We start from the raw sequence: 22,637 nt of genomic DNA, 5'->3' as shown, positions 1-22,637 counted from the left end.
ATCAGTTTTTCTCCGCAGGAGTAATCATTCCGACGACGTTGCCTTGGCCGTCCTCGACATAGGCGCAGCGGCCGATGCCCGGAAAATCTGTGGGGGGAAGGGCCTCGGCCCCGCCGTTATCAAGCGCCCAGCGATAGCGGGCGTCACAGTCTTCGACCTCAAAAGTCATTGTGCCGCCGCGGATCGGGCCGCCAGCGGCAGGGGTCGCGTCACCGCGCGTCATTATTCCACCGGTCAGGCCTTTGCCCATGCCGATGTCCCGGCCTTCGATCAGTTGATAGGAAGCGTCTTCGCCCCCTTGCATGGGGGAAAATTCCCAACCGAACAATCCAGCATAGAAGGTTTTGGCCGCCGCGACATCGCTTGCGTGGATCTCGAAATGCGGCATCAGGCTTCGGCCTCCTGCGGAACTTCGGTTGCGTAGATGTCTGTCCAAAGCTCTTCGAGCGCGGGCTCGGGGCTTTCCTTGGCGAAATCGGCGCTCTCGTTCACGATCTTCTTGATCTCTTTGTCGATGGCCTTGAGGTCGTCTTCGGTGGCGTGATTGCCTTCGAGCAGCAGGGTGCGCACCGATTCAATCGGGTCACGCTCGTCGCGCATCTTCTGGACCTCTTCCCGGGTGCGGTATTTCGCGGGGTCCGACATGGAGTGGCCGCGGTAACGGTAGGTCTTGATCTCAAGAATATACGGTCCATTCTCGCGGGCGTGGGCAACGGCCTTTTGACCAGCCTCTTTCACCGCCAGCACGTCCATACCGTCGACAGCTTCACCGGGAATGCCAAAGGCCTTGCCGCGCTCCCAGATTTCGGCCGAGGAGGTCGAGCGCTGCTGCGAGGTGCCCATAGCGTATTGGTTGTTTTCGATGACAAAGATCACCGGCAGTTTCCAAAGCGCGGCCATGTTAAAAGTCTCATAGACCTGGCCTTGGTTCGCCGCACCATCGCCGAAATAGGTGAAGGTGACGCGCCCGTTGCCTTTATACTGGTCGGCAAAGGCCAAACCGGCACCCAGAGGCACCTGCGCCGCAACAATACCGTGGCCACCGTAGAAATGCTTCTCTTTCGAGAACATATGCATCGAGCCGCCCTTGCCCTTGGAATAACCGCCCTCGCGGCCCGTCAGCTCGGCCATGACGCCGTTTGGGTCCATGCCGCAGGCCAACATATGCCCGTGGTCGCGATAGGAGGTGACGCGTTTGTCGCCTTCCTCAGCCGCAGCTTCAAGTCCGACAACAACCGCTTCTTGGCCGATATAAAGGTGGCAGAACCCGCCGATCAGCCCCATGCCGTAAAGTTGCCCGGCTTTCTCTTCGAACCGCCGGATCAGCAGCATGTCGCGGTAATAGTTGCTTAACTCCTCCGCAGAGACATTGGGTTTCTTGCTCGATTTCTTCACGGCCATGGACGTCTCCTCCGTCGGCTCTGGTCAGATGCCAAAAGTAGTTTAGCGTTAAACTATTCCCTAACGCATTCCTGAATGGATTGCGAGAGACTTTGTAAACTGGCGCGCAGGCCAGTTCTGGCAAGCCAAAGTGGGCCAGAAGAGAGAATGAATTGCAACCCCATCGTGGGGGTAGGGAGCGTTTAGCGGATGACGATCTCGTCGGTGCGGACCATACCCAGAACCTTGCGGGCACGCTCGTCCAACAGATCAAGGTCTAGGTAATCGTCAGACAGGCGCTTGGTGAGGTTTTCCATCCGAGCCACCTCGGCCCGAACTTCTTCCAGCCGCGCGCCTAGCTTTTGGTTCTCGGCCACGATCTCGGTCCGGCGGAACAGGCCAAAATCACCCTGCACGGCGGCAAAGGTGAAATACAGGCTCAACGCGAAGGCAATCGCGAAGAACAGTAAGGTGCCGAATGCGGGGCGGGTGGTGCGCGTCATGTGTCTGCCTCTGTCGCCTCTTAACGGGCGTGAAACCTTTATGACACAGGCGATTCGCTCAGGGGAACCCCTTGCGCGCCTATGCCATAGGAATTTAACCTGTTTTTTGGCAGGCGTGACTTATCCGCCCAATGCGGCGACGCCGGGCAGGGTTTTGCCTTCCATCCATTCCAGGAACGCGCCCCCCGCGGTGGAGATATAGGTAAAGTCATCCGCCACACCGGCTTGGTTAAGTGCCGCAACCGTGTCACCACCGCCCGCAACCGAGGTCAGCGTGCCATCGCGGGTTTGCTGAGCCGCCGCGCGGGCGGCAGCAACAGTGGCAGTGTCGAACGGCGGGATCTCAAAGGCCCCCATTGGCCCGTTCCAGATCAGCGTGCGCAGCCCGGCAAAAGCGGCCTCAACGAGGGCGACAGTATCGGGGCCCGCATCCAGCACCATTTGATCGGCGGCCAATTTCGCGTCGGGGCCCAATTGGGCCACCTCATGCGCGGCACCTTTGGCAAAGTCGCGCGCGACCAAACCGTCAACGGGCAAGATCACCCGGCAACCCGCCTTGTCCGCCTGCGCCATGATATCTTTGGCGGTGCTGTAATAGTCAGGCTCTTCTAAGGATTTGCCCAAATCTGCGCCAAGTGCGGCGAGGAATGTGTTCGCCATGCCGCCGCCGATCACCAGCACATCCAATCGGTTCACGAGGTTTTCCAGCAACGCGATCTTGGTCGAGACCTTGGCGCCGCCAACAACGGCACCCACCGGGCGCTCTGGCTTGGCCAAAGCCGCCTCTAACGCCGAAAGCTCTGCTTGCATCAAACGGCCCGCGCAGGCGGGCAGCAGCCGCGCCAGCGCTTCCGTCGATGCATGGGCGCGGTGCGCAGCCGAGAAGGCGTCGTTGCAATAGACATCACCCAGATCAGCAAGGCGTTGGGCAAACTCTGCATCATTCGCTTCTTCACCTGGGTAGAACCGAATGTTTTCCATGAGTTGCAGATCATCCTGCGCCCCAACTGCGGCCTCAAGCGACGGGACAAAGGCCACGTCACGACCCAAAGCGTTTTCCAGTGCGGGAAGGACCTGTTTTAGGCTCATCTCCTCGACAACCTTGCCCTTAGGTCGCCCGAAATGCGCCAGTAGCGTCACCTTGCCACCGCGCGAGAGAATGTCGTTCACCGTGGGCACGATCCGTTCGATCCTTGTGGCATCGGTCACGCGGCCATCCTCTACGGGTACGTTGATGTCGACCCGCAGCAGTACGCGCTTGGCGTTCAGGTCCATGTCGTCCAGTGATTTCCAGCCCATCGGTCTTCTCCCATTCCAATCTCTTGCGCTGTGTTTTGCTGTTATCGGGCCCCACGTCAATGCGCGGCTTGGCAATTGCCGCCAAGCTCCTTAGGTATCTGGCAAAGACAAACACAAGGAATGCCCCATGGCCGATATCAAAGACCCCGAAAACACCATCCTGATGGAGCTGAAAGACGGCACAGTGACAATCGAGCTGATGCCCGATCTGGCACCTAAGCACGTTGAACGCATGAAGGAATTGGCCCGCGCTGGCAAATACGACAATGTCGCCTTCCACCGCGTGATCGAAGGGTTCATGGCCCAGACTGGCGACGTGGCCAACGGCAACATGGAAGACAACTTCAACCTGCGTGCGGCTGGCACCGGCGGCTCGGACCTGCCGAACCTGCCTGCGGAATTCTCCAAGGTGCCCCATGCCCGTGGCACCATTGGTGCTGCTCGTTCGGCCAACCCCGACAGCGCCAACAGCCAGTTCTTCATCAACTTTAAAGACAACGACTTCCTCAACGGTCAGTACACCGTTTACGGGCAAGTCATCTCGGGCATGGAGCATGTCGACGCGATCACCCGTGGCGAGCCTGCTGCAAACCCTGACCGCATGATCTCGGTCAAAGTGGCAGCAGATGCGTAAGATCGTAGGCACCAGCGCTGTACTGGCGATCCTTGGCACGGCGGCTGCGGCAACCGGGCTTGAGATCGAAGTGGCGGGTGAGTCCAATGGTACCGTCAAGATCGACCTGCTGGAAGATGTGGCGCCACAGCACGTGGCCCGCATCACCGAACTGGCCAACGAAGGCGTCTATGACGGGGTGGTCTTTCACCGCGTGATCGACGGCTTCATGGCCCAGACCGGCGATGTGCAATTCGGCAAATCCGGCGCCGACACCGCGCGCGCTGGCATGGGCGGCTCTGACAAGCCCAACCTCAAGGCCGAGTTTTCGGACATCGCCTATGAGGCTGGTATCGTCGGCATGGCCCGCAGCCAAAGCCCGGACAGCGCCAACAGCCAGTTCTTCATCATGTTCGACAAGGCGCCTTTCCTTGACGGCCAGTACACAGTCGTCGGTAAGGTGACCGAAGGCCAAGATGTGGTTGACGCCATCAAACGCGGCACCGGCCCCAATGGCGCCGTTGTCGGTGCGCCAGACGTGATGCAAAAGGTCACTGTGACCGAGTAACATCCGATTAAGATCGTGCGGGGTGGGCGTGCTTGCTCACCCCGTGCATGTGCCTCGCTCAGGCTATGATGAATTGAGCGCTATGGTTCCAAGCATTTGCCTTTGATACCTTTCGGCCAGACGGCAATTGATTGCTGGGCCGCCAATTGCCCCCCCAGAAACAAAATCAAGCGCCGCAGTTGCCTGCGACGCTTGTCAATTCTTTAACCTGCCTGCCGTCTTACGACGCGGGGTTCGGCTTTTGTGCTGGAGCGGATTTCGCACCGGGGTTCAGCGGGTCATCCTGCCGCTGCACGGAACCTTCGAAATGCGCACCAGATTCGATCGCGATGGTCTTGTGGATGATGTCACCCTCAACGCGGGCCGTGGATGTCAGGCGGACCTTAAGGCCGCGGACGCGGCCCACGATACGGCCATTAATCACCACATCATCGGCAACCACTTCGCCCTTGATCGTCGCGGTCTCGCCGATGGTCAGCAGATGCGCGCGGATGTCGCCTTCGACAGTACCTTCGACCTGAATATCGCCGGTGGTTTTCATGTTGCCGGTCACATGCAGATCAGAGGACAGAACAGAGGCAGGCGGCTTTGCCTTGGGCGCGCTGGCCTTGAACTCGTTCTGCTTCGGCGCAGTGGGGGCCGGGGCATGACCAGAAGCGGCCGGCTTGTTGGCATCGGCATCACTGGGCGCGGGATCATTGATTTTGCTTTTAGAAAACATCGTTTGCAGCCTTGATATAGATCATGGGATTGACAGCTTTGCCACCTACGCGGACTTCATAATGGAGATGAACACCGGTGACCCGTCCTGAGGCACCCATATCACCGATATGCTGTCCGCGCGAGACTCTTTGACCAACTTTCACGCGAAGCTTGGACATATGCGCATAGCGCGTCTCGATGCCAAACTCGTGCTGGATCTTCACCAGACGACCATAGCCCGATGACCAGCCCGCGTGAATCACCACACCATCGGCGGTGGAATAGAGCGGCGTGCCCATGCCAGCGGCAAAGTCGACACCCTTGTGCATCCGGCGTCCACCCGTCTTGGGGTCGCGGCGATAGCCGAATTGGCTGGTGAAACGAAATGCGTTTTTCACGGGGTTGGCAAAGGGCGCTTTTTCGGCGGCGATCCGATAAAGGTTCAGCCGGTCCATCTGGTTCAGCAGACGGTTGGCGCGCAGCGTGTCTGGGCTTAGTTCCTCACCACGGGTGGTGAAAGACAAAGGCGTCATCGGGCCACCTTGACCGGAATAGCCACGGCGCACAGTGGCAAGAATGCTGTCCGTGGGCATGCCCGCGCTGCGGAACATCTTATCAAGTGGAGCAACAGAAACGCTCATCGCTTCTTCAAGCTGGCGGAAAATGGCATCGTTTTGATCGCGCATGAGCGCAATTTCCTGCGCCATCTCATCGGCCTGCAGCAGGGCGTCTTGGGCATCAACGACAACCTTGTCCCGCTCAGCAGCGGTGCGCGCCAGCGCTTGGGCAAGGAAATCGGTCGGGGCTTGATCCGCGTCGGCGCGGGTACTGCCTGCCTCACCATTCTCAAGACTGCCTTCCAATTCGGCCAGTTTCAGCCGGGCCTTCTGACGGTCCTTCATTGTGTCGCGCAGGGTGGACTGGATCACGTCGATCCCGGTCTCCAACTCACGGCGGCGGGTCTCGGACGACAGCAGTTCGGACTGCATGACGGAAATCTGTGTCAGGGCGGCGTTGAACCGATCCTGTGCGGCCAATGCTTCCTCGGCCCGCAGATCGCGTTGCGCGGAAAGTTCGTTCAACCGAGCCTGATAGGTGCGCTGGTCGCGTTTGGCCTGCTCGCGAAAATTGCCAGAGCCGATGCTGTCCATCAGGATGATCGCCGTGGCGATGATGGCCCATGACACGAGAAAGGCAGAGCCTGCAAGCCCGGCAATCTGGGTGCCGGGGCGGAGGCGGATGAAACGTGTATCGCTGTCGGATTTCAGAAAGACGCGGCGTTCGGGAAAGTAATGCTCAAGCAGAGCATGCGTCTTGATGGCAATCCGTGTGCGCACGTTGTCGTCCTTTGTCCCGTCCCGTCGACGCGGAGGGCTCTCCCGGACCGCGCCCAACGTCAATAGCCAGTGGTTTCAAATGGGGCAACCCTGTTGCCCCAAGCCTGGGCGGCAATCCCCCATTCCCCTGTTTAATACGGCAAGCGATTGGCAAAAATCCGCCTATTCCAACCACTTGCTGAACTGGGCTTAGGTCTTTGTTGATGCACCATCTGCTGTAAGCGGCCAATAGAAGTCAGGAGGAATCCCCGCTTCGGCGCGCTTTTCCTCGTTGAAGGGCGGCTTTAAATCGCCATGGAAATACTTGCGTACGAGGGCATGAAAACGGTCTTTCGGGTCTTCGTCATGGCGCCCACAGAGAAAGTGAAACCACTTGCTGCCATAGGCCACATGGGCAACTTCTTCGGAATAGATCGTCTCAAGCGCGGCCACTGCGCTATCGGCTTTAGCATTGCGAAAAATCTTGATCATGCCCGGTGTCACATCAAGGCCGCGCGCCTCTAGCACCATTGGCACAACGGCAAGGCGGCCCATCAGATCATCGACGGTGTCTTCGGCGGCGCGCCACATGCCCGCATGGGCGGGCATCGCGCCGTAGTGGCTGCCCATTCCCTCAAGGCAGTCGCACATCAGGTTAAAGTGTTTGGATTCGTCATCCGCCGCTTTGACCCAATCGTCATAAAAGCCCAAAGGCAGCGGCACATGTGAGAAGCGGGCGATCACGTCCCAATGAAGATCGACGGCGTTTAACTCGATATGTGCCACGGCATGCAAAAGCGCCGCGCGGCCCTCGGGCGTGCCGGGGCGGCGGCGGGGCACCTCGCGGGGGCTCAGCAATTCGGGCTTGGCGGGGCGGGCAGGGTGCAACGGTGGATCTGCACGGCCCACCTCGGGGCGAGCGCCCTCGGCACGGGCCGATAGCCACTGCGCCGCGAATTTCCGAGACAGTGCTGTCTTCTCGCGCCCATCCGCCGTGCGCAGCACCGCTTCGGCCATTTCAGCAAGCGGCATCATGCGCCGCGCACCGCGTCGAGCACGGCATCCACATGGCCGGGCACCTTCACCTTGCGCCAGACCTGCGCGATCTTGCCTGTCGCGTCGATCAGGTAGGTCGCGCGTTCAATACCCATGGATTTCTTGCCGTACATATTTTTCTCGACCCAGACCTCATAGGCTTCGGTTACCGCGCCATCGGTGTCGGACAACAGTGGCACCGTCAGCGTGTGTTTGGCGGCGAATTTGTCGTGTTTGTCCATGCTGTCGCGCGAGATGCCAAAGACCTGGACGCCCGCCTCGGCGAACTCGGACAAACGCTCGGAAAAGCCGATCGATTCCTTGGTGCAGCCGGGCGTGTCGTCGCGCGGGTAGAAGAACAGAACCACCGGCGCGCCGCGCAGGGCAGAGAGCGTAATCTCGCCACCGCCGGTCACGGGAAGGGTGAAATCCGGGGCCGGTTGGCCGGGCTGCGGTCCGATCTGCGACATAGGGGCGGTTCCTTTGGCTTGTGAAGGGTCGTTCAGGGCTGTCATACTGCATCTGATTTGACAACGTCAAAGCCGCCCCAGCCGAACCGGAGCCCGATGAGCGACCCATCCCCTTCCAGCCCGCCTGCGCCGACAGGCGAGGGGCAGACCCGCCGCAGGTCGCGCCGCCGTGCGGGGATCGCGTCGGTCGCGGTGCTGGTGCTACTGGCGGCGCTGGCCACGGGGGCGGCGGTCTATTTCACCGGGCGGCCGATCCCTGCGCCGCTTTGGGTGCAAGAGCGGATCGAGGCGCGGATCGCAAGCGCCCTGCCACAGGCGCGGGTGGATTTTGGCGCGATGGAGTTTGTCGTCGACGAGGGCTGGCGGCCGCGTGTGCGCCTGCAAGACATCTTTGTCACCACCCCTGACGGCGATGAAATCGTCAGTTTCAATGAGTTCAAGGCCAGCCTGTCGATGCGGTCGTTGTTGCGCGGCGTGGCGCAACCGCGAGAAATCTCATTATCAGGCGTTGTGGCCAATCTGCGCCGGGGGGCGGACGGACGCGTGAGCCTTTCCGCCGGGGCCGGGATCGCCCCGCCTGAGCGCGAGGCCGCGACGTTGCCCCAGTTGATCGGCCAGATTGACGAGGTGCTGGCAGCGCCTGCGCTTTCCGCCCTGCGATCGGTCGAGTTGCGCGCCCTGACCCTGCGTTTTGAAGATGTCCGTGCTGGCCGAGCATGGACGGGTGATGGGGGGCGGCTGCGCCTGTCGCGTAGTGGTGATCAGCTTGATCTATCTGCCGACCTTGCAGTGCTAAGCGGGGGCGCCGGGGTGGCCACACTGACCGCCAATTACAGCAGCCAAATCGGCCAGAGCGCCGCGACCTTTGGTGTCACCTTTGATGGGATCGACGCGCGTGATATCGCAGCCCAAGGCCCGGCGTTTTCGTGGCTAGAGGTGCTGCGCGCCAATATCTCCGGCGCGGTGCGCAGCGGGATCGACAGCACGGGCAGTTTTACGCCGATCAACGCTTCGCTGCAAATCGGCAAGGGCGCGTTGCAGCCCAATCCACAGACCACGCCAATCCCCTTTGACGGCGCGCGCAGCTACTTTAGCTATGATCCCGCACGCCAGCTTTTGCGTTTTGATGAGATGTCGCTCGACAGCCCGTGGGTTTCTGGCAGTATCACGGGCAGTTCGCAGTTGGGTGATGTCACGGGCGGTATTCCGGGGCGTATGGTGGGGCAGTTTACCCTGCGCGATCTGCGCGCCAACCCTGCCGAACTCTACCCCGAGCCTGTGGCGCTGGATCAGGCGGACATCGACTTCCAACTCAGCCTTGATCCTTTTCGTCTGAAGCTGGGACGGTTGGAGATCAGCGATCAGGGCCGCAGCCTTCGCCTTGATGGCGAATTGCTGGCCGCGCCCGAGGGTTGGAAACTGTCGCTTGATGGTCGGATGGACCGGCTGAACCCAGAGCGGCTGCTGACCCTTTGGCCTGAAACGGTGAAACCCAAGACCCGCAAATGGCTGGATGAGAACCTGCATGGGGGGCGGATGCGCAACCTTGATCTGGCCCTGCGCATGGACCCAGGTGCACCGCCGCAGACCTATGTGGCCTTTGACTATGCTGGGGCTGAGGTGCGTTTCCTCAAGACCTTGCCGCATATCACCGACGGCAGCGGGCATATGAGCTTGCTCGACAACCGTTTGGTTGTGACGGTGGACGCGGGCGAGGTGATCGCACCGCAGGGCGGGGCAGTGACGCTGGATGGATCGTCTTTCATTATCCCAGACGTGCGTGTGAAGGACGGCAGCCCATCGGTGATCCGCCTCAATACACGCTCTACCCTGACCGCTGCGCTGTCGCTGCTGAACCAACCGCCGATGCAGGTGATGGATAAGGCAGGGCTGCCTGTGACACTTGCGGATGGGGAGGCGGTGCTGAATGGCACGCTGGCGCTGCCGCTGAAAAAGGGTGGCAAGCCCGAGGATGTGCGCTATCACCTTGCGGGGGAACTGCTGTCTTTGTCGACCGATACCTTGGTCAAGGATCGCAGCCTTCAGGCCAGCAGGCTGTCAATCACCGCCAACAACGACCGTATCACCATCGGGGGCGCGGGCCGGATCGACGGGGTGGGCTTTGACGGGGAATGGTCGCAGGCCATTGGGCCGGGATCGGACGAAAGCAAGCTTACCGCGCAGGTGGCACTGACCCCCACGGGGCTAGAGGCTTTTGGCATCGCCCTACCGCCAGGCAGCATTCGTGGCAGCGGAACGGGGCAGATCGCGGTGGACCTGAAAAAGGGCACAGCGCCGCGGTTCTCGCTGCAAAGCAATCTGGCGGGGGTGGGCATTTCTGTTCCGCAACTTTCATGGAGCAAAGCGCCGGGCACCAAGGGCGAATTGCGGCTGGCCGGACGGTTGGGAGATACGCCCAATATCGACGCCTTTCAACTCACCGCGCCGGGGCTGAGGCTCGCCGGATCGATAGACCTGAAACCCGGCGGTGCGCTTGACCGTGTACGGATCGACCGCCTGCGGCGCGGCGACTGGCTGGATATCCCCGTGCAACTAATCGGGCGTGGCAAGGGCAATCCGGTGCAGGTGGTGCTGGGCGGCGGCACGCTTGATATGCGACGCGCAGAGTTCGGGCCTTCTCAAGGGCAGGCCGGACCACCAATGCGCGTGGCGCTGGATCGGTTGCAGATCACCGATACAATTTCTCTCACCAACCTGTCGGGCACATTCAACACTGCCGAGGGGATGGATGGATCGTTCACCGCGCGGCTGAATGGCGGCACACCTGTGCAAGGCCGGGTGCTGCCCCAAGGTGGGCGCAGCGCGGTGCGCGTGGTCTCAGACGATGCGGGCGGGATCTTGCGTTCGGCTGGGTTGGTCAAACAGGTGGTGGGCGGAAACCTATCGCTGACCCTGTTGCCGGTGGGATCGGGCGGGGCCTTTGATGGGCAACTCAGTGTAAGCGAGGTGGGCATACAAGACGCACCGGGGATTGCCGCGCTGGTTAATGCGATTTCGGTCGTGGGGCTGATCAACGAACTTAACGGCGACGGGATCTATTTCGATGATGTCGAAGCGAACTTTCGCCTGACCCCAAACCGCCTGACATTGACCGAAGCCAGCGCCGTAGGGGCGTCCTTGGGCTTATCGATGGAAGGAGTCTATGCGCTCGACAGTGGGTTAATCGACATGCAGGGCGTGGTGTCCCCGGTCTATCTAGTGAACGGAATCGGGTCGCTGTTCACCCGCAAGGGCGAGGGGTTGATTGGTTTTAATTACAGCCTTAATGGCCCAGCGAAAGAGCCCAATGTCTCGGTCAATCCGCTGTCGGCCCTGACGCCCGGGATGTTCCGTGAGCTGTTCCGGAGCCCGCCACCTGCCGCGCCGCGTGTGCAGGGCCAAGCGAATCCGGTTGCCCGAGTGCCAGAGGACCGCTAAGCGCCGGGGCGACCCACGCCCGCCAGACCAGCAGGAATGCCGCATGAAACTTTCTGATTTCGATTTTGACCTGCCTGAGGAATTGATCGCCACGCGCCCCGCCACTCCGCGGTCTTCCGCACGGCTATTGGTTGCAGATGGCGCTGTGCTGAATGATTGTCGCGTGACCGATTTGACCGACTGGCTGCGCCCCGGTGACCGTTTGGTGCTGAACGATACCCGCGTGATTCCTGCGCGGTTGAGCGGCGTTCGCCACCGTGCCTCGGCGCAGGGGGCCGTGCAGGCGAAGATCGAAGTTACGTTACTTGAACCGCGTAGTGACGGCACTTGGTCAGCGTTGATCAAGCCGCTGCGCAAGCTGAAGATCGGAGAAGAGGTAATCTTCACCGACGCCCTACGCGCAACATTGGAGGCGGTCGAAGACGGACAGGGGCATCTGCGTTTCAATTGCACGGGCGATGATTTTGATGCCGCGCTGAACGCCGCAGGTGCTATGCCGCTGCCGCCCTATATCGCCGCAAAACGTGCGGCTGATGCGCAAGACATGACTGATTATCAAACGGTTTTTGCCCGCCATGCAGGCGCGGTTGCGGCCCCGACGGCCTCGCTGCATTTCGACAGGGCGCTGCTGACGGCGCTGAAGGCACAGGGCGTTGAGTTTAGCCACGTGACGCTCCATGTCGGCGCGGGCACCTTCCTGCCGGTCAAGGTTGACGACATTTCCGAACATAAGATGCACGCCGAATGGGGCCGGGTCAGCGCCAAGGCTGCCGAAGAGATCACAGCGACCCGCGCGGCAGGCGGGCGGGTGATCCCCGTGGGCACCACTGCCCTGCGCCTGATCGAGACCGCGGCGCGTGGAGGGCATATAACCGCCTGGGAAGGCGACACCGATATTTTCATCACGCCGGGCTTTGCCTTTAACGTGACCGATGGGCTGATGACTAATTTTCACCTTCCCAAATCCACGCTAATGATGTTGGTGTCTGCCCTGATGGGCGTACAGCAGGTCAAGGACATCTATGCCCATGCCATCGCCGAGAAATACCGGTTTTTTTCATATGGCGATTCTTCCCTTCTACTGCCGAAGGCGCAAAAACCCGCTTGAATGTCGCACTAGGGGGTGACTAGCCTGTGATTGCGGTCCATGGGAGGGTCAGGGCGAACAAGGAATTGACGAATGATTCAAGTAGTTTCAAGCGCATGGGCGCTATTGCTGGGCATGTGCCTTTTGATGGTCGGCAACGGCATGCAGGGTACTTTGCTGGGCATTCGCGGCGGCATCGAAGGGTTCTCGACCTTTCAAATGTCGATCGTTATGTCCGCATATTTTGTCGGTTTCCTTGGCGGTTCGCGCATGGCACCGGGAATGATCCGGCGCGTCGGTCACGTTCGGGTTTTTGCCGCACTTGCTTCGCTAATTTCTGCCGTGATGATCATTTACCCCACGTTCCCCAATATCATCGTCTGGTCGGTTGGCCGCGTGCTGATTGGGTTCTGCTTTTCTGCTGTCTATGTCACGGCGGAAAGCTGGCTGAATAACGCCGCCACCAATGAAAACCGGGGGCAGGCGCTGTCGGCTTATATGATCGTGCAAACACTCGGCATCGTCATCGCCCAAGCGTTGTTGCTGACTGCTGACCCCTCGGGCTTTGTGCTCTTTGTCATCCCATCCGTCTTGGTGAGCATTGCGGTGACGCCAATCCTATTGTCGATCAGCCCCACGCCGCCATTTGGCACCACCAAACCGATGAGCCTTCGCACACTGATGGAGACTTCTCCGCTCGGTTGCGTCGGCATGTTTCTCTTAGGCGGCGTCTTCTCAGCCCAATTTGGCATGGCGGCTGTTTATGGTGCCGAAGCGGGGCTGAGCGTTGCACAGATCTCACTTTTTGTCGCGGCCTTCTTTGTCGGCTCGGTGATTTTGCAATATCCCATCGGTTGGATCTCAGACCGGATGGACCGACGCAGCTTGATCGTCATCACGGCGCTGATCGGGGGCGGGGGCTCTATCGTTGGGATGATGCTGGGGCATATTTTTCCGATCCTGCTTGCGACAGCCTTTGTCGTCGGCGGCATGTCGAACCCGCTGTACTCCCTAATTATGGCCCACACCAATGACTTTCTAGACCACGAGGACATGCCCGCAGCTTCGGGCGGGATGTTGTTTATCAACGGCTTAGGCGCTGTATTGGGTCCGGTTATCACAGGTTGGATGATGGGCACCGCGCTTGGGCCGGGCGGGTTTTACTTGTTTACGGCAGTGCTTTTCGTGGCTCTCGCTGGCTATGCCTCCTACCGTAAGACGCAGCGTGCCGCGGTTCCGGTCGATGAGACGGGCAACTACGTGCCGATCTACCCCTCGGCCACTGCCGTGGCCGTGGAGATCGCGCAGGAATATATCATTGAAACAGAACAGGAAGCCGCCGAAGAGGCGGCCCAAGAAAACGCCGAAGCAGATAAAAACGCCCCTGATAGCGATAACGATGTCGCGGATGACATAAAACGTGACTAGGCTTTTGCGGTAAGACGTTCTTAACTTTAATGAATCGCCCAAATTGCGGCAAAGGAGTGTGCGGGATGACTGGCACAAATGCAGGACCCGAAGACGTACTGAAATTCTGGTTGGAAGACATCGGTCCGGCCGGATGGTACAACAGTTCTGAAGATTTGGATGCCGATATACGTGCCCGCTTTGAAGAGCTTTGGAATGACGCGCAGGCGGGTAGGCTGAGCCATTGGCTGACCAATCCCACCGATGCGCTCGCGTTTTTGATCCTTACAGACCAATTCCCGCGCAACATGTTCCGCGATACGGGCAAGGCGTTTTCAAGCGACCGGGTCGCGCTGGCCGCCGCGAAAAGCGCGATTGAAAAGGGTTGGGATATGCGCATTGAAGCGCCCGAACGGCAGTTCTTCTATCTGCCGCTGATGCATTCCGAAAACCTTTGTGATCAGGACCGCTGTGTGCGCCTGATGTGTGAGCGGATGCCGGAAAGCCGTGACAGCAACCTGTTGCACGCCCGCGCGCACCGCGAAGTGATCCGCCAGTTTGGCCGTTTTCCCTATCGCAACGCAGCGCTCTCGCGCAGCTTCACCGCGCAGGAAACCTCTTACCTCAAAGAGGGCGGCTACGGCCGTACCGTCAAGCAACTTCGTGAAAGCCGCCAAGCGGCCTGAGCCATTGCTGGGGCAGGGTGCAATACGCGTGGTTGTGGCGATTGCAAATATGGTTTAGCGGTAAACTATATTTGCAAACCCTAACGCGAGGTCCGTGCCATGGCTGCCAAATCCTTTGATCTGATCGTGATCGGTGCGGGGCCGGGCGGCTATGTCGCCGCCATCCGTGGCGCACAGCTTGGCCTTAAGGTCGCGGTTGTTGAGCGGGAAAACTTGGGCGGTATCTGCCTTAACTGGGGCTGCATCCCGACCAAGGCGCTGCTGCGCTCTGCCGAAGTGTTCCATCTGATGCACCGCGCCAAGGATTTTGGTCTGGCTGCGGATAAGATCGACTATGATCTCGCTGCCGTGGTCAAACGTTCGCGCGGCGTTGCCAAACAGATGGAAAGCGGCGTCAAACACCTGCTGAAGAAGAACAAGGTCGAGGTCTTCATGGGCGAAGCCTCGATCCCCGCGAAGGGGAAGGTTTCCGTCAAAACCGAAAAGGGCAGCGAAGATCTGACGGCCAAGAATATCGTGCTGGCCACCGGCGCACGTGCCCGTGAACTGCCGGGGCTTGAGGCCGACGGCAAACGCGTCTGGACTTACCGCCACGCCCTACAGCCCGCCCATGACCCCAAAAAGCTTTTGGTGATCGGCTCTGGCGCCATCGGCATTGAATTTGCCAGCTTCTACAACACGCTCGGCGCAGATACGACTGTGGTCGAAGTTATGGATCGCGTTCTGCCTGTAGAAGATGAAGAAATCTCTAAATTTGCCAAGAAAGCCTTTGAAAAACAGGGCATGACCATCATGCAAAAGGCCACGGTCAAAAAGCTCGACCGTTCCGACGACAAGGTTACCGCCCATATCGAACGCGACGGCAAAGTCGAAAAGCTGGAGTTCGACACCGTGATCTCTGCGGTCGGCATCGTCGGCAATACCGAAGGGCTGGGGCTGGAAGAACTAGGCGTTAACGTCGACCGGACCCATGTGGTGACGGATGAATATTGCCGCACCGGCGTCGACGGGCTCTTTGCCATCGGTGACATCGCTGGTGCGCCGTGGCTTGCGCATAAAGCGAGCCACGAGGGGGTTATGGTTGCCGAACTCATCGCGGGCCAGAAACCACATCCAGTCAAACCCGAAAGCATCGCCGGTTGCACCTATTGCCACCCGCAGGTCGCCTCTGTCGGCCTGACCGAGGCCAAGGCGAAAGAGCAAGGCTATGACATCAAAGTCGGACGATTCCCCTTTATCGGGAACGGCAAGGCCGTGGCCTTGGGTGAGCCTGAAGGGATGGTGAAAACCATCTTTGACGCCAAAACAGGCGAGCTTCTGGGCGCGCATATGGTTGGGGCTGAGGTGACAGAACTGATCCAAGGCTATGTCGTGGGTCGTCAGTTAGAGACCACGGAGGAAGACCTGATGAACACCGTCTTCCCGCATCCGACACTGAGCGAGATGATGCACGAATCCGTGCTTGATGCTTTCGACCGCGTGATTCATATGTAAATTCATCGGAGCAGGCTGCGCGAAACGCATCTGCTCCGACACCGCCACGCTGTCCGCTATCTCATGCGGCTGCATGGCATGGTCAGCCCAAGATGCCGTCTTGCACCTCAGTATCTGTCGGGCGATCTGCGGATGTGCCCACACAGCCGTAGCGGCAAATTTCGCTTGCTAGCCTCCGATCAAATCGTCAACCAGCTCTGTGAGTATCTGCAGATCGCGACCAACTATGCGGCGCGAACCCTCCGCCGCTACCGGATTTCCTCTATCATCAAGCCATAGTTTCTTTTCTTCAGCCTCGCCAAATTGCCTCCATTTCGATGAATGACCTAAAAATATGCCGTTTAATTTGGTTTTTCGGCGAGCACGACTATCGGCTAGCCACTCGGTTACGGTGCGACTTCAAACCGGACTTACCGCTGAATGTGGGCGAAGAGACAGTGATCCTATTCACGTCACCAAAACGCCGCTCTACACGCTGGCAAAAACCTAAAGAACTGAAACGCTATGACTGAGCAGACATCCTTTCTACGTGTTTTCGCGCTTTGGGCCGCCGGGCTGGGCGCAGCGGCGCAGTATGGCAAGATGAGCGTCATCTTTGACCTGCTGCCTAAACTCTACCCACAAGCAGGGGCGGCCCTTGGGTTCCTCGTTTCGCTGGTCGGTGGTGTTGGTATCCTCTTAGGTATTGTTGCGGGGCTGATGGTGGCGCGTATTCGCTATCGGCGCGCGATCCTATGCGCCTTGTGGCTGGGGGCGGCGGTTTCGGCTTTTCAGACGCTGCTGCCAGGGTTCGGTTGGATGCTGGCCAGTCGTGTTGTCGAAGGTCTTTCACATCTGGCCATCGTCGTGGCGGCACCGACGCTGATTGCACAGCTCAGCACAGTGAAGGACCGCGGTTTTACACTGACCCTCTGGGGTACCTTCTTTGGCGTGGCCTTCGCGGTCTTGACCCTTGCTGGTCGCCCGCTTGCGCTGGCATGGGGCGTACCAGCGCTTTTCGCCGCCCATGCACTCTATATGGCGGGCTGCGCTCTGGTGCTTTCCGCCACTCTGCGGAGCCTGCCAGACGAGGGCGCGCAGCCGCCGTTCTCTCTGTCAAAGATGCTGCGCGACCATATAGCAATCTACCGATCGCCCTTTCTATCTGCTCCGGCTGCGGGCTGGTTGTTCTATACATTCAGCTTTGTCTCCATCCTTACCGTTCTGCCGCCCTACCTTCCCGACGGGTGGCGCGCGATCACCATGGCAGCGATGCCGCTGACCAGCATTGCCGTCTCAATGACTATCGGCGTCGCATTGCTGCGGCGTCTTCCTGCTGTTCGCGTCGCACAAACGGGTTTCACATTGTCGGCCCTTTCGATGGCGTGGCTTTGGTTCACGCCCGGCTCCCCGCTGGCCTGTCTGGCCCTCGCGGGGTCGATGGGCCTGATCCAAGGGGCGAGCTTTACCGCCGTGGCACAGTTGAACCATGGACCCGCCGCGCAGGCGCAGGCCAACGGCGCGGTGGCGCAGATGGGGAACCTCGGCAATAGTCTGGGCACACCTATCATGGCCTTTGGCCTTGCATCCTTTGGTGGGGCCGCACTGCCGCTGCTAGCGGGGGGAGCATTCGTTATGGGGCTGGTGGCACATCTCCTCCTTGGTGCGGCGCGGCGTCGCAGCTTGCGCGTTCCCGTTTAGTTCTCACATTTTCATTGGAAAACACTGCATCAGCACCTATGTACAAATCGTTAAGAGGGGCATGTCATGGCTGAGTTGAAGAACATCGAAGTGCGCGGTGCGCGCGAGCACAATCTGAAAAACATAGACGTGGATATTCCACGGGACCAACTGGTTGTAATCACGGGGCTTTCTGGGTCGGGTAAGTCGAGCCTCGCGTTCGATACAATCTACGCCGAAGGGCAGCGCCGCTATGTGGAATCGCTATCGGCCTATGCGCGGCAGTTCCTCGATATGATGCAGAAGCCGGATGTCGATCATATCTCAGGCCTCAGCCCGGCAATTTCCATTGAACAAAAGACGACATCAAAGAACCCCCGGTCGACAGTCGGCACGGTTACCGAAATCTACGACTATATGCGTCTGCTTTTTGCGCGGGTCGGAACCCCCTATAGCCCCGCCACTGGTAAGCCTATCGAGGCGCAGCAGGTGCAAGACATGGTCGACAGGATCATGACCATGGAAGAGGGCACGCGCGCCTATCTTTTGGCGCCGATTATTCGCGATCGTAAGGGTGAATATCGTAAAGAATTCATTGAGTTACGCAAGCAAGGCTTCCAGAGGGTGAAGGTGAACGGAGAGTTCCACGACCTTGATGAGCCGCCTACGTTAGATAAGAAGTTCCGCCATGACATCGACGTGGTCGTGGATCGGATTGTCGTGCGTGAAGGGTTGGAGACGCGTCTCGCAGACTCATTGCGCACTGCCTTAGACCTTGCTGATGGCATTGCGGTATTAGAGACAGCGCCGAGTGAAGACGACCCAGAGCGGCATACTTTTTCCGAGAAATTTGCTTGCCCTGTCAGTGGTTTTACCATTCCCGAGATTGAGCCGCGTTTGTTTTCCTTTAACGCGCCTTTCGGGGCTTGCCCGTCGTGCGATGGTTTGGGCGTCGAGCTGTTTTTTGACGAACGGCTTGTGGTGCCTGATCAGAACTTGATGATCTATGATGGTGCGCTGGCACCTTGGCGCAAGGGGAAGTCTCCTTACTTTAAACAAACCATCGAAGCCATTGCGAAGCATTATAATTTCGATCAGAAAACGCGGTGGAAGGACCTGCCGGAGAATGTTCAGCAGGTATTCCTGCGCGGTTCGGGCAAGGAAGAGATCGCCTTTCGTTACGACGAAGGTGGGCGCGTTTATGAAGTGAAGCGTGTCTTTGAAGGGGTGATCCCCAACATGCAGCGTCGGTATCGTGAAACTGACAGCAATTGGGTGCGCGAGGAATTCGAGCGCTATCAAAACAACCGGCCCTGTGGCACCTGCGGTGGTTACCGTCTTCGCCCAGAGGCGCTTGCGGTTCGCATCGGCCCCGCGACGGGGGATGAGAATGAGTTGCTTCACATCGGTAAGGTTGTGGAGATGTCGATCCGCGAAGCATACGCATGGTGTAACTCTGTTCCAGAGCATCTAACCTCGCAAAAGAATGAGATCGCCCGATCCATTTTGAAGGAAATTCGCGAGCGTCTGGGTTTCCTGAATAACGTGGGTCTTGAGTATCTTACGATGTCGCGTTCAAGTGGAACATTAAGTGGCGGGGAGAGTCAGCGTATCCGTTTGGCCAGTCAGATCGGCTCTGGTTTGACCGGCGTTCTTTATGTGCTTGATGAACCCTCCATCGGTCTGCACCAGCGAGACAATGACAGGTTGCTTGGCACGCTGAAAAACCTGCGTGATCAGGGCAATACCGTGATTGTGGTAGAGCATGACGAAGAAGCGATCCGTGAGGCGGATTACGTCTTTGACATAGGGCCGGGCGCGGGTGTGCATGGTGGGCAGGTGGTCAGCCACGGAACGCCAGAGCAGGTGGCAAACGACCCGAATTCTGTTACGGGTCAATATCTTACAGGCGTGCGTGAAATCTCTGTTCCGACAAAGCGTCGGAAAGGGAACAAGAAGAAGCTTCAGGTCGTAAAGGCGACTGGCAATAACTTGCAAAACGTGACGGTCGACTTCCCGCTAGGCAAATTCGTGTGTGTAACGGGTGTTTCAGGCGGTGGTAAATCCACGCTGACCATCGAAACTTTGTTCAAGACCGCGTCAATGAACCTGAACGGCGCGCGGCAGACCCCTGCGCCTTGTCAGACCATCAAGGGGTTGGAGCATCTCGATAAGGTTATCGACATCGACCAACGCCCTATTGGACGGACTCCGCGTTCGAATCCAGCTACTTACACCGGGGCTTTCACGCCGATCCGCGATTGGTTTGCCGGGCTGCCGGAGTCAAAAGCGCGCGGATACAAGCCGGGACGGTTCAGCTTTAATGTCAAGGGTGGGCGTTGTGAGGCGTGCCAAGGCGATGGTGTTATCAAGATCGAAATGCATTTCCTGCCGGACGTCTATGTTGAATGCGAAACCTGCAAAGGTGCGCGCTATAACAGGGAAACCTTGGAGGTGCGTTTTAAGGGTAAGAGCATTGCTGATGTCCTTGATATGACAGTGGAAGACGCGCAAACGTTCTTTGCAGCCGTGCCGTCTATCCGTGAGAAAATGGACGCGCTGATGCGGGTGGGCTTGGGCTATATCAAGGTCGGACAGCAAGCGACGACCCTTTCGGGTGGTGAAGCGCAGCGCGTGAAATTGAGTAAGGAACTAAGCAAACGCTCGACCGGTCGCACGCTATATATTCTGGATGAACCGACCACCGGGCTGCATTTCGAAGACGTGCGCAAGCTGTTGGAAGTGCTTCATGAATTGGTCGATCAGGGCAACTCTGTTGTTGTGATCGAACATAATCTGGATGTGGTGAAAACCGCTGACCACATCATTGATATCGGCCCGGAAGGTGGTGATGGTGGGGGCCGGGTTGTGGCCACAGGTACGCCAGAAAAGGTAGCCGATGTGGCAGAGAGCCATACTGGCAAATACCTTAAGCCGATGCTCCATAAACAGACGAAAGTGGCGGCGGAGTAACCCGCCGCCTGCTTGGTATTGGCCTGCACCGCGCTTTCAAAGCGCGGGGCAGGCGTTCCGGTTCACATCATTGTACCGTATTAGCTCTGCCAGCCGCGCTTTTCGAAACGGGGCAGCATGGCGGAAAAGTCCTTTCCCTTGCCGCCTTCTTCTTCGACGAAACGGGAATAGAGTTCCTTTGCCAGCGCGCCCATCGGGGTATCGGCGTCGGCCATTTCGGCTGCTTGCTGCGATAGACCGAGGTCTTTGAGCATCAGCTCTGCCGCAAAGCCTGGTTTGTAATCGTTGTCCGCGGGCGTTTGCGGGCCGACGCCGGGGGCTGGGCAATAGGCGTTCATCGACCAAGAATAGCCCGAAGAGGTGCTGACCACATCGAACATCCGTTCCCGATCAAGACCTAATTTATCTGCCAGTGCAAAGGCTTCGCAGGTAGCGATCATCGTCGCGCCAAGGATCATGTTGTTACAGATTTTCGCCGCTTGGCCTGCGCCTGCGTCACCACAATGCACGGCCTTTTGACCCATGATATCAAAAAGCGGTTTGGCCTTTTCAAAGGCGGCTTCAGCGCCGCCCGCCATGAAGGTCAGTGTACCGCCCTGCGCGCCGCCGATCCCACCAGAGACGGGTGCATCGACAAAGAGCAATCCCTCTTTCTGAGCGGCCTCCGCGACAAAGCGGGCGCTTTCCACGTCCACGGTTGAGCAATCGACCAAAAGCGCGCCGGGTGCCATATGCGCGATGGCCTCTTCCGCCACGTGGCGCAGGATCGCGCCGTTGGGTAGCATGGTGATGACGACGTCTGCCCCTGCGACCGCCTCGGCGATGGTTGCGGCCTCTGCCACGCCTTCGGCTGTGGTGCCAGCCACATCATTGCCGCGTAGGGTATGGCCAGCCGCGGCAAGGTTGGCCGCCATCGGACCGCCCATATTGCCAAGACCAATGAAGCCGATTGTAAGATTGCTCATGTATTTTCCTCCAAGTTCAATTCGTTATCGCCCAAAGGCGCAAGCATCGAGTCGACATCGGACTGCGGCACATCCCCATGGTGCTGCCACTTGGGGCTGCGGTCTTTGTCGATGATCGCCGCGCGCACGCCTTCGATGAAATCGCCATTTTCCATCGCCCGCCATGTATAGCGGTATTCCTGTTGCAAGGCTGGGATCATGCCAATACCGGGGCCGCGTAGGCGGCGCAGCATCTCGAGTGTACAGGCCATGGAAAGAGGCGATCCGCGGCACAAGATCTTGAGGGTTTCGGCAGCAAAGTCACTCTTCGCTGTCGTCACCGCGGCGATAACCGCGTTCAATGTCTCACCCGCGAAGAGGTGATCAATCTCTGTCTGTAGGTCAGCCAATTCACCCGCTGGCGGGGGTGTCGTGGCCTTGTCGAGGATGAAGGGATCACCATTCTCCTCAAGTTGCGCGATGAGGGCGGGCCATTCCGTCTCAGTGATGAAGTAATCCGCAAACCCCGCGTGCAGCACATCCGCCGGACCCATGCGCGCGCCGGTGGTGCCAAGGTATTCGCCCAGACGTCCGGGGGCTTGCGCCAAGAGGAAAGAGCCGCCCACGTCGGGCACCAAGCCAATGCCGCATTCAGGCATGGCAATCTTGCTGCTTTCGCCCACCACGCGGTGCGAGCCGTGACAGCCTAGCCCGACACCGCCGCCCATGGTGAAGCCCTGCATAAAAGAGATCACTGGTTTGGGATATCCGTGCAGTTTGTTATTAAGCCGGTATTCATCGGCCCAAAAACGCCGTGCAAAGGCGTAATCGCCACTTTGCCCAGTTTCATAAAGCTGCGCCACATCACCGCCTGCGCAGAAGGCCTTTTCGCCTTCCGCATCCAGCATGATCACCGCTACGTCTGGGTCTTCGCGCCAATCGTCCACGGCGGCCTCGATGGCGAGGCACATGTCATAGCTTAGCGCGTTAAGCGCCTTGGGGCGGGTGAGGGTGATGCGCCCGGCGCGGCCCGTTTTGCGGATATGGATGTCATTCATGGCAC

19 protein-coding genes are annotated in these 22,637 nt (G+C 59.0%); 9 read left to right on the top strand and 10 right to left on the bottom strand.

Annotated features, from left to right (window positions below; translation table 11 throughout):
* Window position 1: 1 nt before the first annotated feature.
* The 4 genes from DSM110093_RS09120 to DSM110093_RS09105 all read right to left on the bottom strand — a co-directional run bounded on the left by DSM110093_RS09120 (window position 2) and on the right by DSM110093_RS09105 (window position 3,182).
* Window positions 2-388 (bottom strand): VOC family protein, encoded by a 387-nt coding sequence (locus DSM110093_RS09120; protein ID WP_243264758.1) that lies wholly within the window; start codon window positions 386-388, stop codon window positions 2-4.
* Window positions 388-1,401: a pyruvate dehydrogenase (acetyl-transferring) E1 component subunit alpha gene (pdhA, locus tag DSM110093_RS09115; protein WP_243264757.1), complete on the bottom strand. Its 1,014-nt coding sequence runs from the start codon at window positions 1,399-1,401 to the stop codon at window positions 388-390. Before pdhA ends, DSM110093_RS09120 begins: the two co-directional genes overlap by 1 nt.
* Window positions 1,402-1,583: 182 nt before the next feature.
* Window positions 1,584-1,883: a septum formation initiator family protein gene (locus tag DSM110093_RS09110; protein ID WP_093925977.1), complete on the bottom strand. Its 300-nt coding sequence runs from the start codon at window positions 1,881-1,883 to the stop codon at window positions 1,584-1,586.
* 120 nt (window positions 1,884-2,003) lie between these two features.
* Window positions 2,004-3,182 carry a phosphoglycerate kinase gene (locus DSM110093_RS09105; RefSeq protein ID WP_243264756.1) on the bottom strand — a complete coding sequence of 393 codons (1,179 nt, stop codon included), beginning with the start codon at window positions 3,180-3,182 and terminating at the stop codon, window positions 2,004-2,006.
* 127 nt (window positions 3,183-3,309) lie between these two features.
* Here DSM110093_RS09105 and DSM110093_RS09100 point away from each other — a divergent pair, with 127 nt between their 5' ends.
* A complete protein-coding gene (locus DSM110093_RS09100; RefSeq protein ID WP_243264755.1) occupies window positions 3,310-3,816 on the top strand; it encodes a peptidylprolyl isomerase in 507 nt (168 codons plus the stop codon).
* On the top strand, window positions 3,809-4,363 hold the full coding sequence (locus DSM110093_RS09095; protein WP_243264754.1) for a peptidylprolyl isomerase: 555 nt from the start codon (window positions 3,809-3,811) through the stop codon (window positions 4,361-4,363). Before DSM110093_RS09100 ends, DSM110093_RS09095 begins: the two co-directional genes overlap by 8 nt.
* 220 nt (window positions 4,364-4,583) lie before the next feature.
* Here DSM110093_RS09095 and DSM110093_RS09090 read toward each other — a convergent pair whose 3' ends face one another.
* The 4 genes from DSM110093_RS09090 to DSM110093_RS09075 form a co-directional block, all read right to left on the bottom strand.
* Window positions 4,584-5,084, bottom strand: coding sequence for a polymer-forming cytoskeletal protein (locus DSM110093_RS09090; protein ID WP_243264753.1), 501 nt, complete (start codon window positions 5,082-5,084; stop codon window positions 4,584-4,586).
* Window positions 5,074-6,402, bottom strand: a complete 1,329-nt coding sequence (locus tag DSM110093_RS09085) for a M23 family metallopeptidase (protein ID WP_243264752.1) — start codon at window positions 6,400-6,402, stop codon at window positions 5,074-5,076. Before DSM110093_RS09085 ends, DSM110093_RS09090 begins: the two co-directional genes overlap by 11 nt.
* Before the next feature lie 189 nt (window positions 6,403-6,591).
* Window positions 6,592-7,416 carry a ferritin-like domain-containing protein gene (locus DSM110093_RS09080; RefSeq protein WP_243264751.1) on the bottom strand — a complete coding sequence of 275 codons (825 nt, stop codon included), beginning with the start codon at window positions 7,414-7,416 and terminating at the stop codon, window positions 6,592-6,594.
* Window positions 7,413-7,886 (bottom strand): peroxiredoxin, encoded by a 474-nt coding sequence (locus DSM110093_RS09075; protein ID WP_243264750.1) that lies wholly within the window; start codon window positions 7,884-7,886, stop codon window positions 7,413-7,415. The genes DSM110093_RS09080 and DSM110093_RS09075 overlap by 4 nt, the downstream gene beginning before the upstream one ends.
* A gap of 96 nt (window positions 7,887-7,982) precedes the next feature.
* Between DSM110093_RS09075 and DSM110093_RS09070 the strand changes: the two genes are divergently transcribed.
* From DSM110093_RS09070 to uvrA, 7 genes are all read left to right on the top strand, one after another.
* Window positions 7,983-11,324 carry a DUF3971 domain-containing protein gene (locus DSM110093_RS09070; protein ID WP_243264749.1) on the top strand — a complete coding sequence of 1,114 codons (3,342 nt, stop codon included), beginning with the start codon at window positions 7,983-7,985 and terminating at the stop codon, window positions 11,322-11,324.
* Between the two features lie 43 nt (window positions 11,325-11,367).
* On the top strand, window positions 11,368-12,432 hold the full coding sequence (queA, locus tag DSM110093_RS09065) for a tRNA preQ1(34) S-adenosylmethionine ribosyltransferase-isomerase QueA (RefSeq protein ID WP_243264748.1): 1,065 nt from the start codon (window positions 11,368-11,370) through the stop codon (window positions 12,430-12,432).
* Between the two features lie 72 nt (window positions 12,433-12,504).
* Window positions 12,505-13,839, top strand: a complete 1,335-nt coding sequence (locus tag DSM110093_RS09060) for an MFS transporter (protein ID WP_243264747.1) — start codon at window positions 12,505-12,507, stop codon at window positions 13,837-13,839.
* 65 nt (window positions 13,840-13,904) lie between these two features.
* A complete protein-coding gene (locus tag DSM110093_RS09055) occupies window positions 13,905-14,504 on the top strand; it encodes a DUF924 family protein (RefSeq protein WP_243264746.1) in 600 nt (199 codons plus the stop codon).
* Window positions 14,505-14,603: 99 nt separating this feature from the next.
* Complete coding sequence (gene lpdA / locus DSM110093_RS09050) at window positions 14,604-15,998, top strand: dihydrolipoyl dehydrogenase (RefSeq protein WP_243264745.1); 1,395 nt, start codon at window positions 14,604-14,606, stop codon at window positions 15,996-15,998.
* Window positions 15,999-16,502: 504 nt separating this feature from the next.
* A complete protein-coding gene (locus tag DSM110093_RS09045) occupies window positions 16,503-17,678 on the top strand; it encodes an MFS transporter (RefSeq protein WP_243264744.1) in 1,176 nt (391 codons plus the stop codon).
* A gap of 66 nt (window positions 17,679-17,744) precedes the next feature.
* A complete protein-coding gene (uvrA, locus tag DSM110093_RS09040; RefSeq protein WP_243264743.1) occupies window positions 17,745-20,630 on the top strand; it encodes an excinuclease ABC subunit UvrA in 2,886 nt (961 codons plus the stop codon).
* Between the two features lie 80 nt (window positions 20,631-20,710).
* Here the strand turns inward: uvrA and mmsB are convergent, their stop codons facing one another.
* Together mmsB and DSM110093_RS09030 are read right to left on the bottom strand one after the other, a co-directional pair.
* Window positions 20,711-21,595 carry a 3-hydroxyisobutyrate dehydrogenase gene (mmsB, locus tag DSM110093_RS09035; RefSeq protein WP_243264742.1) on the bottom strand — a complete coding sequence of 295 codons (885 nt, stop codon included), beginning with the start codon at window positions 21,593-21,595 and terminating at the stop codon, window positions 20,711-20,713.
* Window positions 21,592-22,632 (bottom strand): enoyl-CoA hydratase/isomerase family protein, encoded by a 1,041-nt coding sequence (locus DSM110093_RS09030; RefSeq protein WP_243264741.1) that lies wholly within the window; start codon window positions 22,630-22,632, stop codon window positions 21,592-21,594. The genes mmsB and DSM110093_RS09030 overlap by 4 nt, the downstream gene beginning before the upstream one ends.
* Between the last annotated feature and the right edge of the window lie 5 nt (window positions 22,633-22,637).

This window comes from Sulfitobacter sp. DSM 110093 (assembly GCF_022788715.1).
Taxonomy (GTDB): Bacteria; Pseudomonadota; Alphaproteobacteria; order Rhodobacterales; family Rhodobacteraceae; genus Sulfitobacter.
The sequence above is the reverse complement of the archived record's forward strand: the minus strand, read 5'-3'. Positions and strand labels throughout refer to the sequence as shown.

Coding starts and splice junctions, on each gene's coding strand:
- DSM110093_RS09120 (WP_243264758.1), bottom strand. CDS start 388: ATGCCGCATTTCGAGATCCACGCAAGCGATGTCGCGGCGGCCAAAACC.
- pdhA (WP_243264757.1), bottom strand. CDS start 1,401: ATGGCCGTGAAGAAATCGAGCAAGAAACCCAATGTCTCTGCGGAGGAG.
- DSM110093_RS09110 (WP_093925977.1), bottom strand. CDS start 1,883: ATGACGCGCACCACCCGCCCCGCATTCGGCACCTTACTGTTCTTCGCG.
- DSM110093_RS09105 (WP_243264756.1), bottom strand. CDS start 3,182: ATGGGCTGGAAATCACTGGACGACATGGACCTGAACGCCAAGCGCGTA.
- DSM110093_RS09100 (WP_243264755.1), top strand. CDS start 3,310: ATGGCCGATATCAAAGACCCCGAAAACACCATCCTGATGGAGCTGAAA.
- DSM110093_RS09095 (WP_243264754.1), top strand. CDS start 3,809: ATGCGTAAGATCGTAGGCACCAGCGCTGTACTGGCGATCCTTGGCACG.
- DSM110093_RS09090 (WP_243264753.1), bottom strand. CDS start 5,084: ATGTTTTCTAAAAGCAAAATCAATGATCCCGCGCCCAGTGATGCCGAT.
- DSM110093_RS09080 (WP_243264751.1), bottom strand. CDS start 7,416: ATGATGCCGCTTGCTGAAATGGCCGAAGCGGTGCTGCGCACGGCGGAT.
- DSM110093_RS09075 (WP_243264750.1), bottom strand. CDS start 7,886: ATGTCGCAGATCGGACCGCAGCCCGGCCAACCGGCCCCGGATTTCACC.
- DSM110093_RS09070 (WP_243264749.1), top strand. CDS start 7,983: ATGAGCGACCCATCCCCTTCCAGCCCGCCTGCGCCGACAGGCGAGGGG.
- queA (WP_243264748.1), top strand. CDS start 11,368: ATGAAACTTTCTGATTTCGATTTTGACCTGCCTGAGGAATTGATCGCC.
- DSM110093_RS09060 (WP_243264747.1), top strand. CDS start 12,505: ATGATTCAAGTAGTTTCAAGCGCATGGGCGCTATTGCTGGGCATGTGC.
- DSM110093_RS09055 (WP_243264746.1), top strand. CDS start 13,905: ATGACTGGCACAAATGCAGGACCCGAAGACGTACTGAAATTCTGGTTG.
- lpdA (WP_243264745.1), top strand. CDS start 14,604: ATGGCTGCCAAATCCTTTGATCTGATCGTGATCGGTGCGGGGCCGGGC.
- DSM110093_RS09045 (WP_243264744.1), top strand. CDS start 16,503: ATGACTGAGCAGACATCCTTTCTACGTGTTTTCGCGCTTTGGGCCGCC.
- uvrA (WP_243264743.1), top strand. CDS start 17,745: ATGGCTGAGTTGAAGAACATCGAAGTGCGCGGTGCGCGCGAGCACAAT.
- mmsB (WP_243264742.1), bottom strand. CDS start 21,595: ATGAGCAATCTTACAATCGGCTTCATTGGTCTTGGCAATATGGGCGGT.
- DSM110093_RS09030 (WP_243264741.1), bottom strand. CDS start 22,632: ATGAATGACATCCATATCCGCAAAACGGGCCGCGCCGGGCGCATCACC.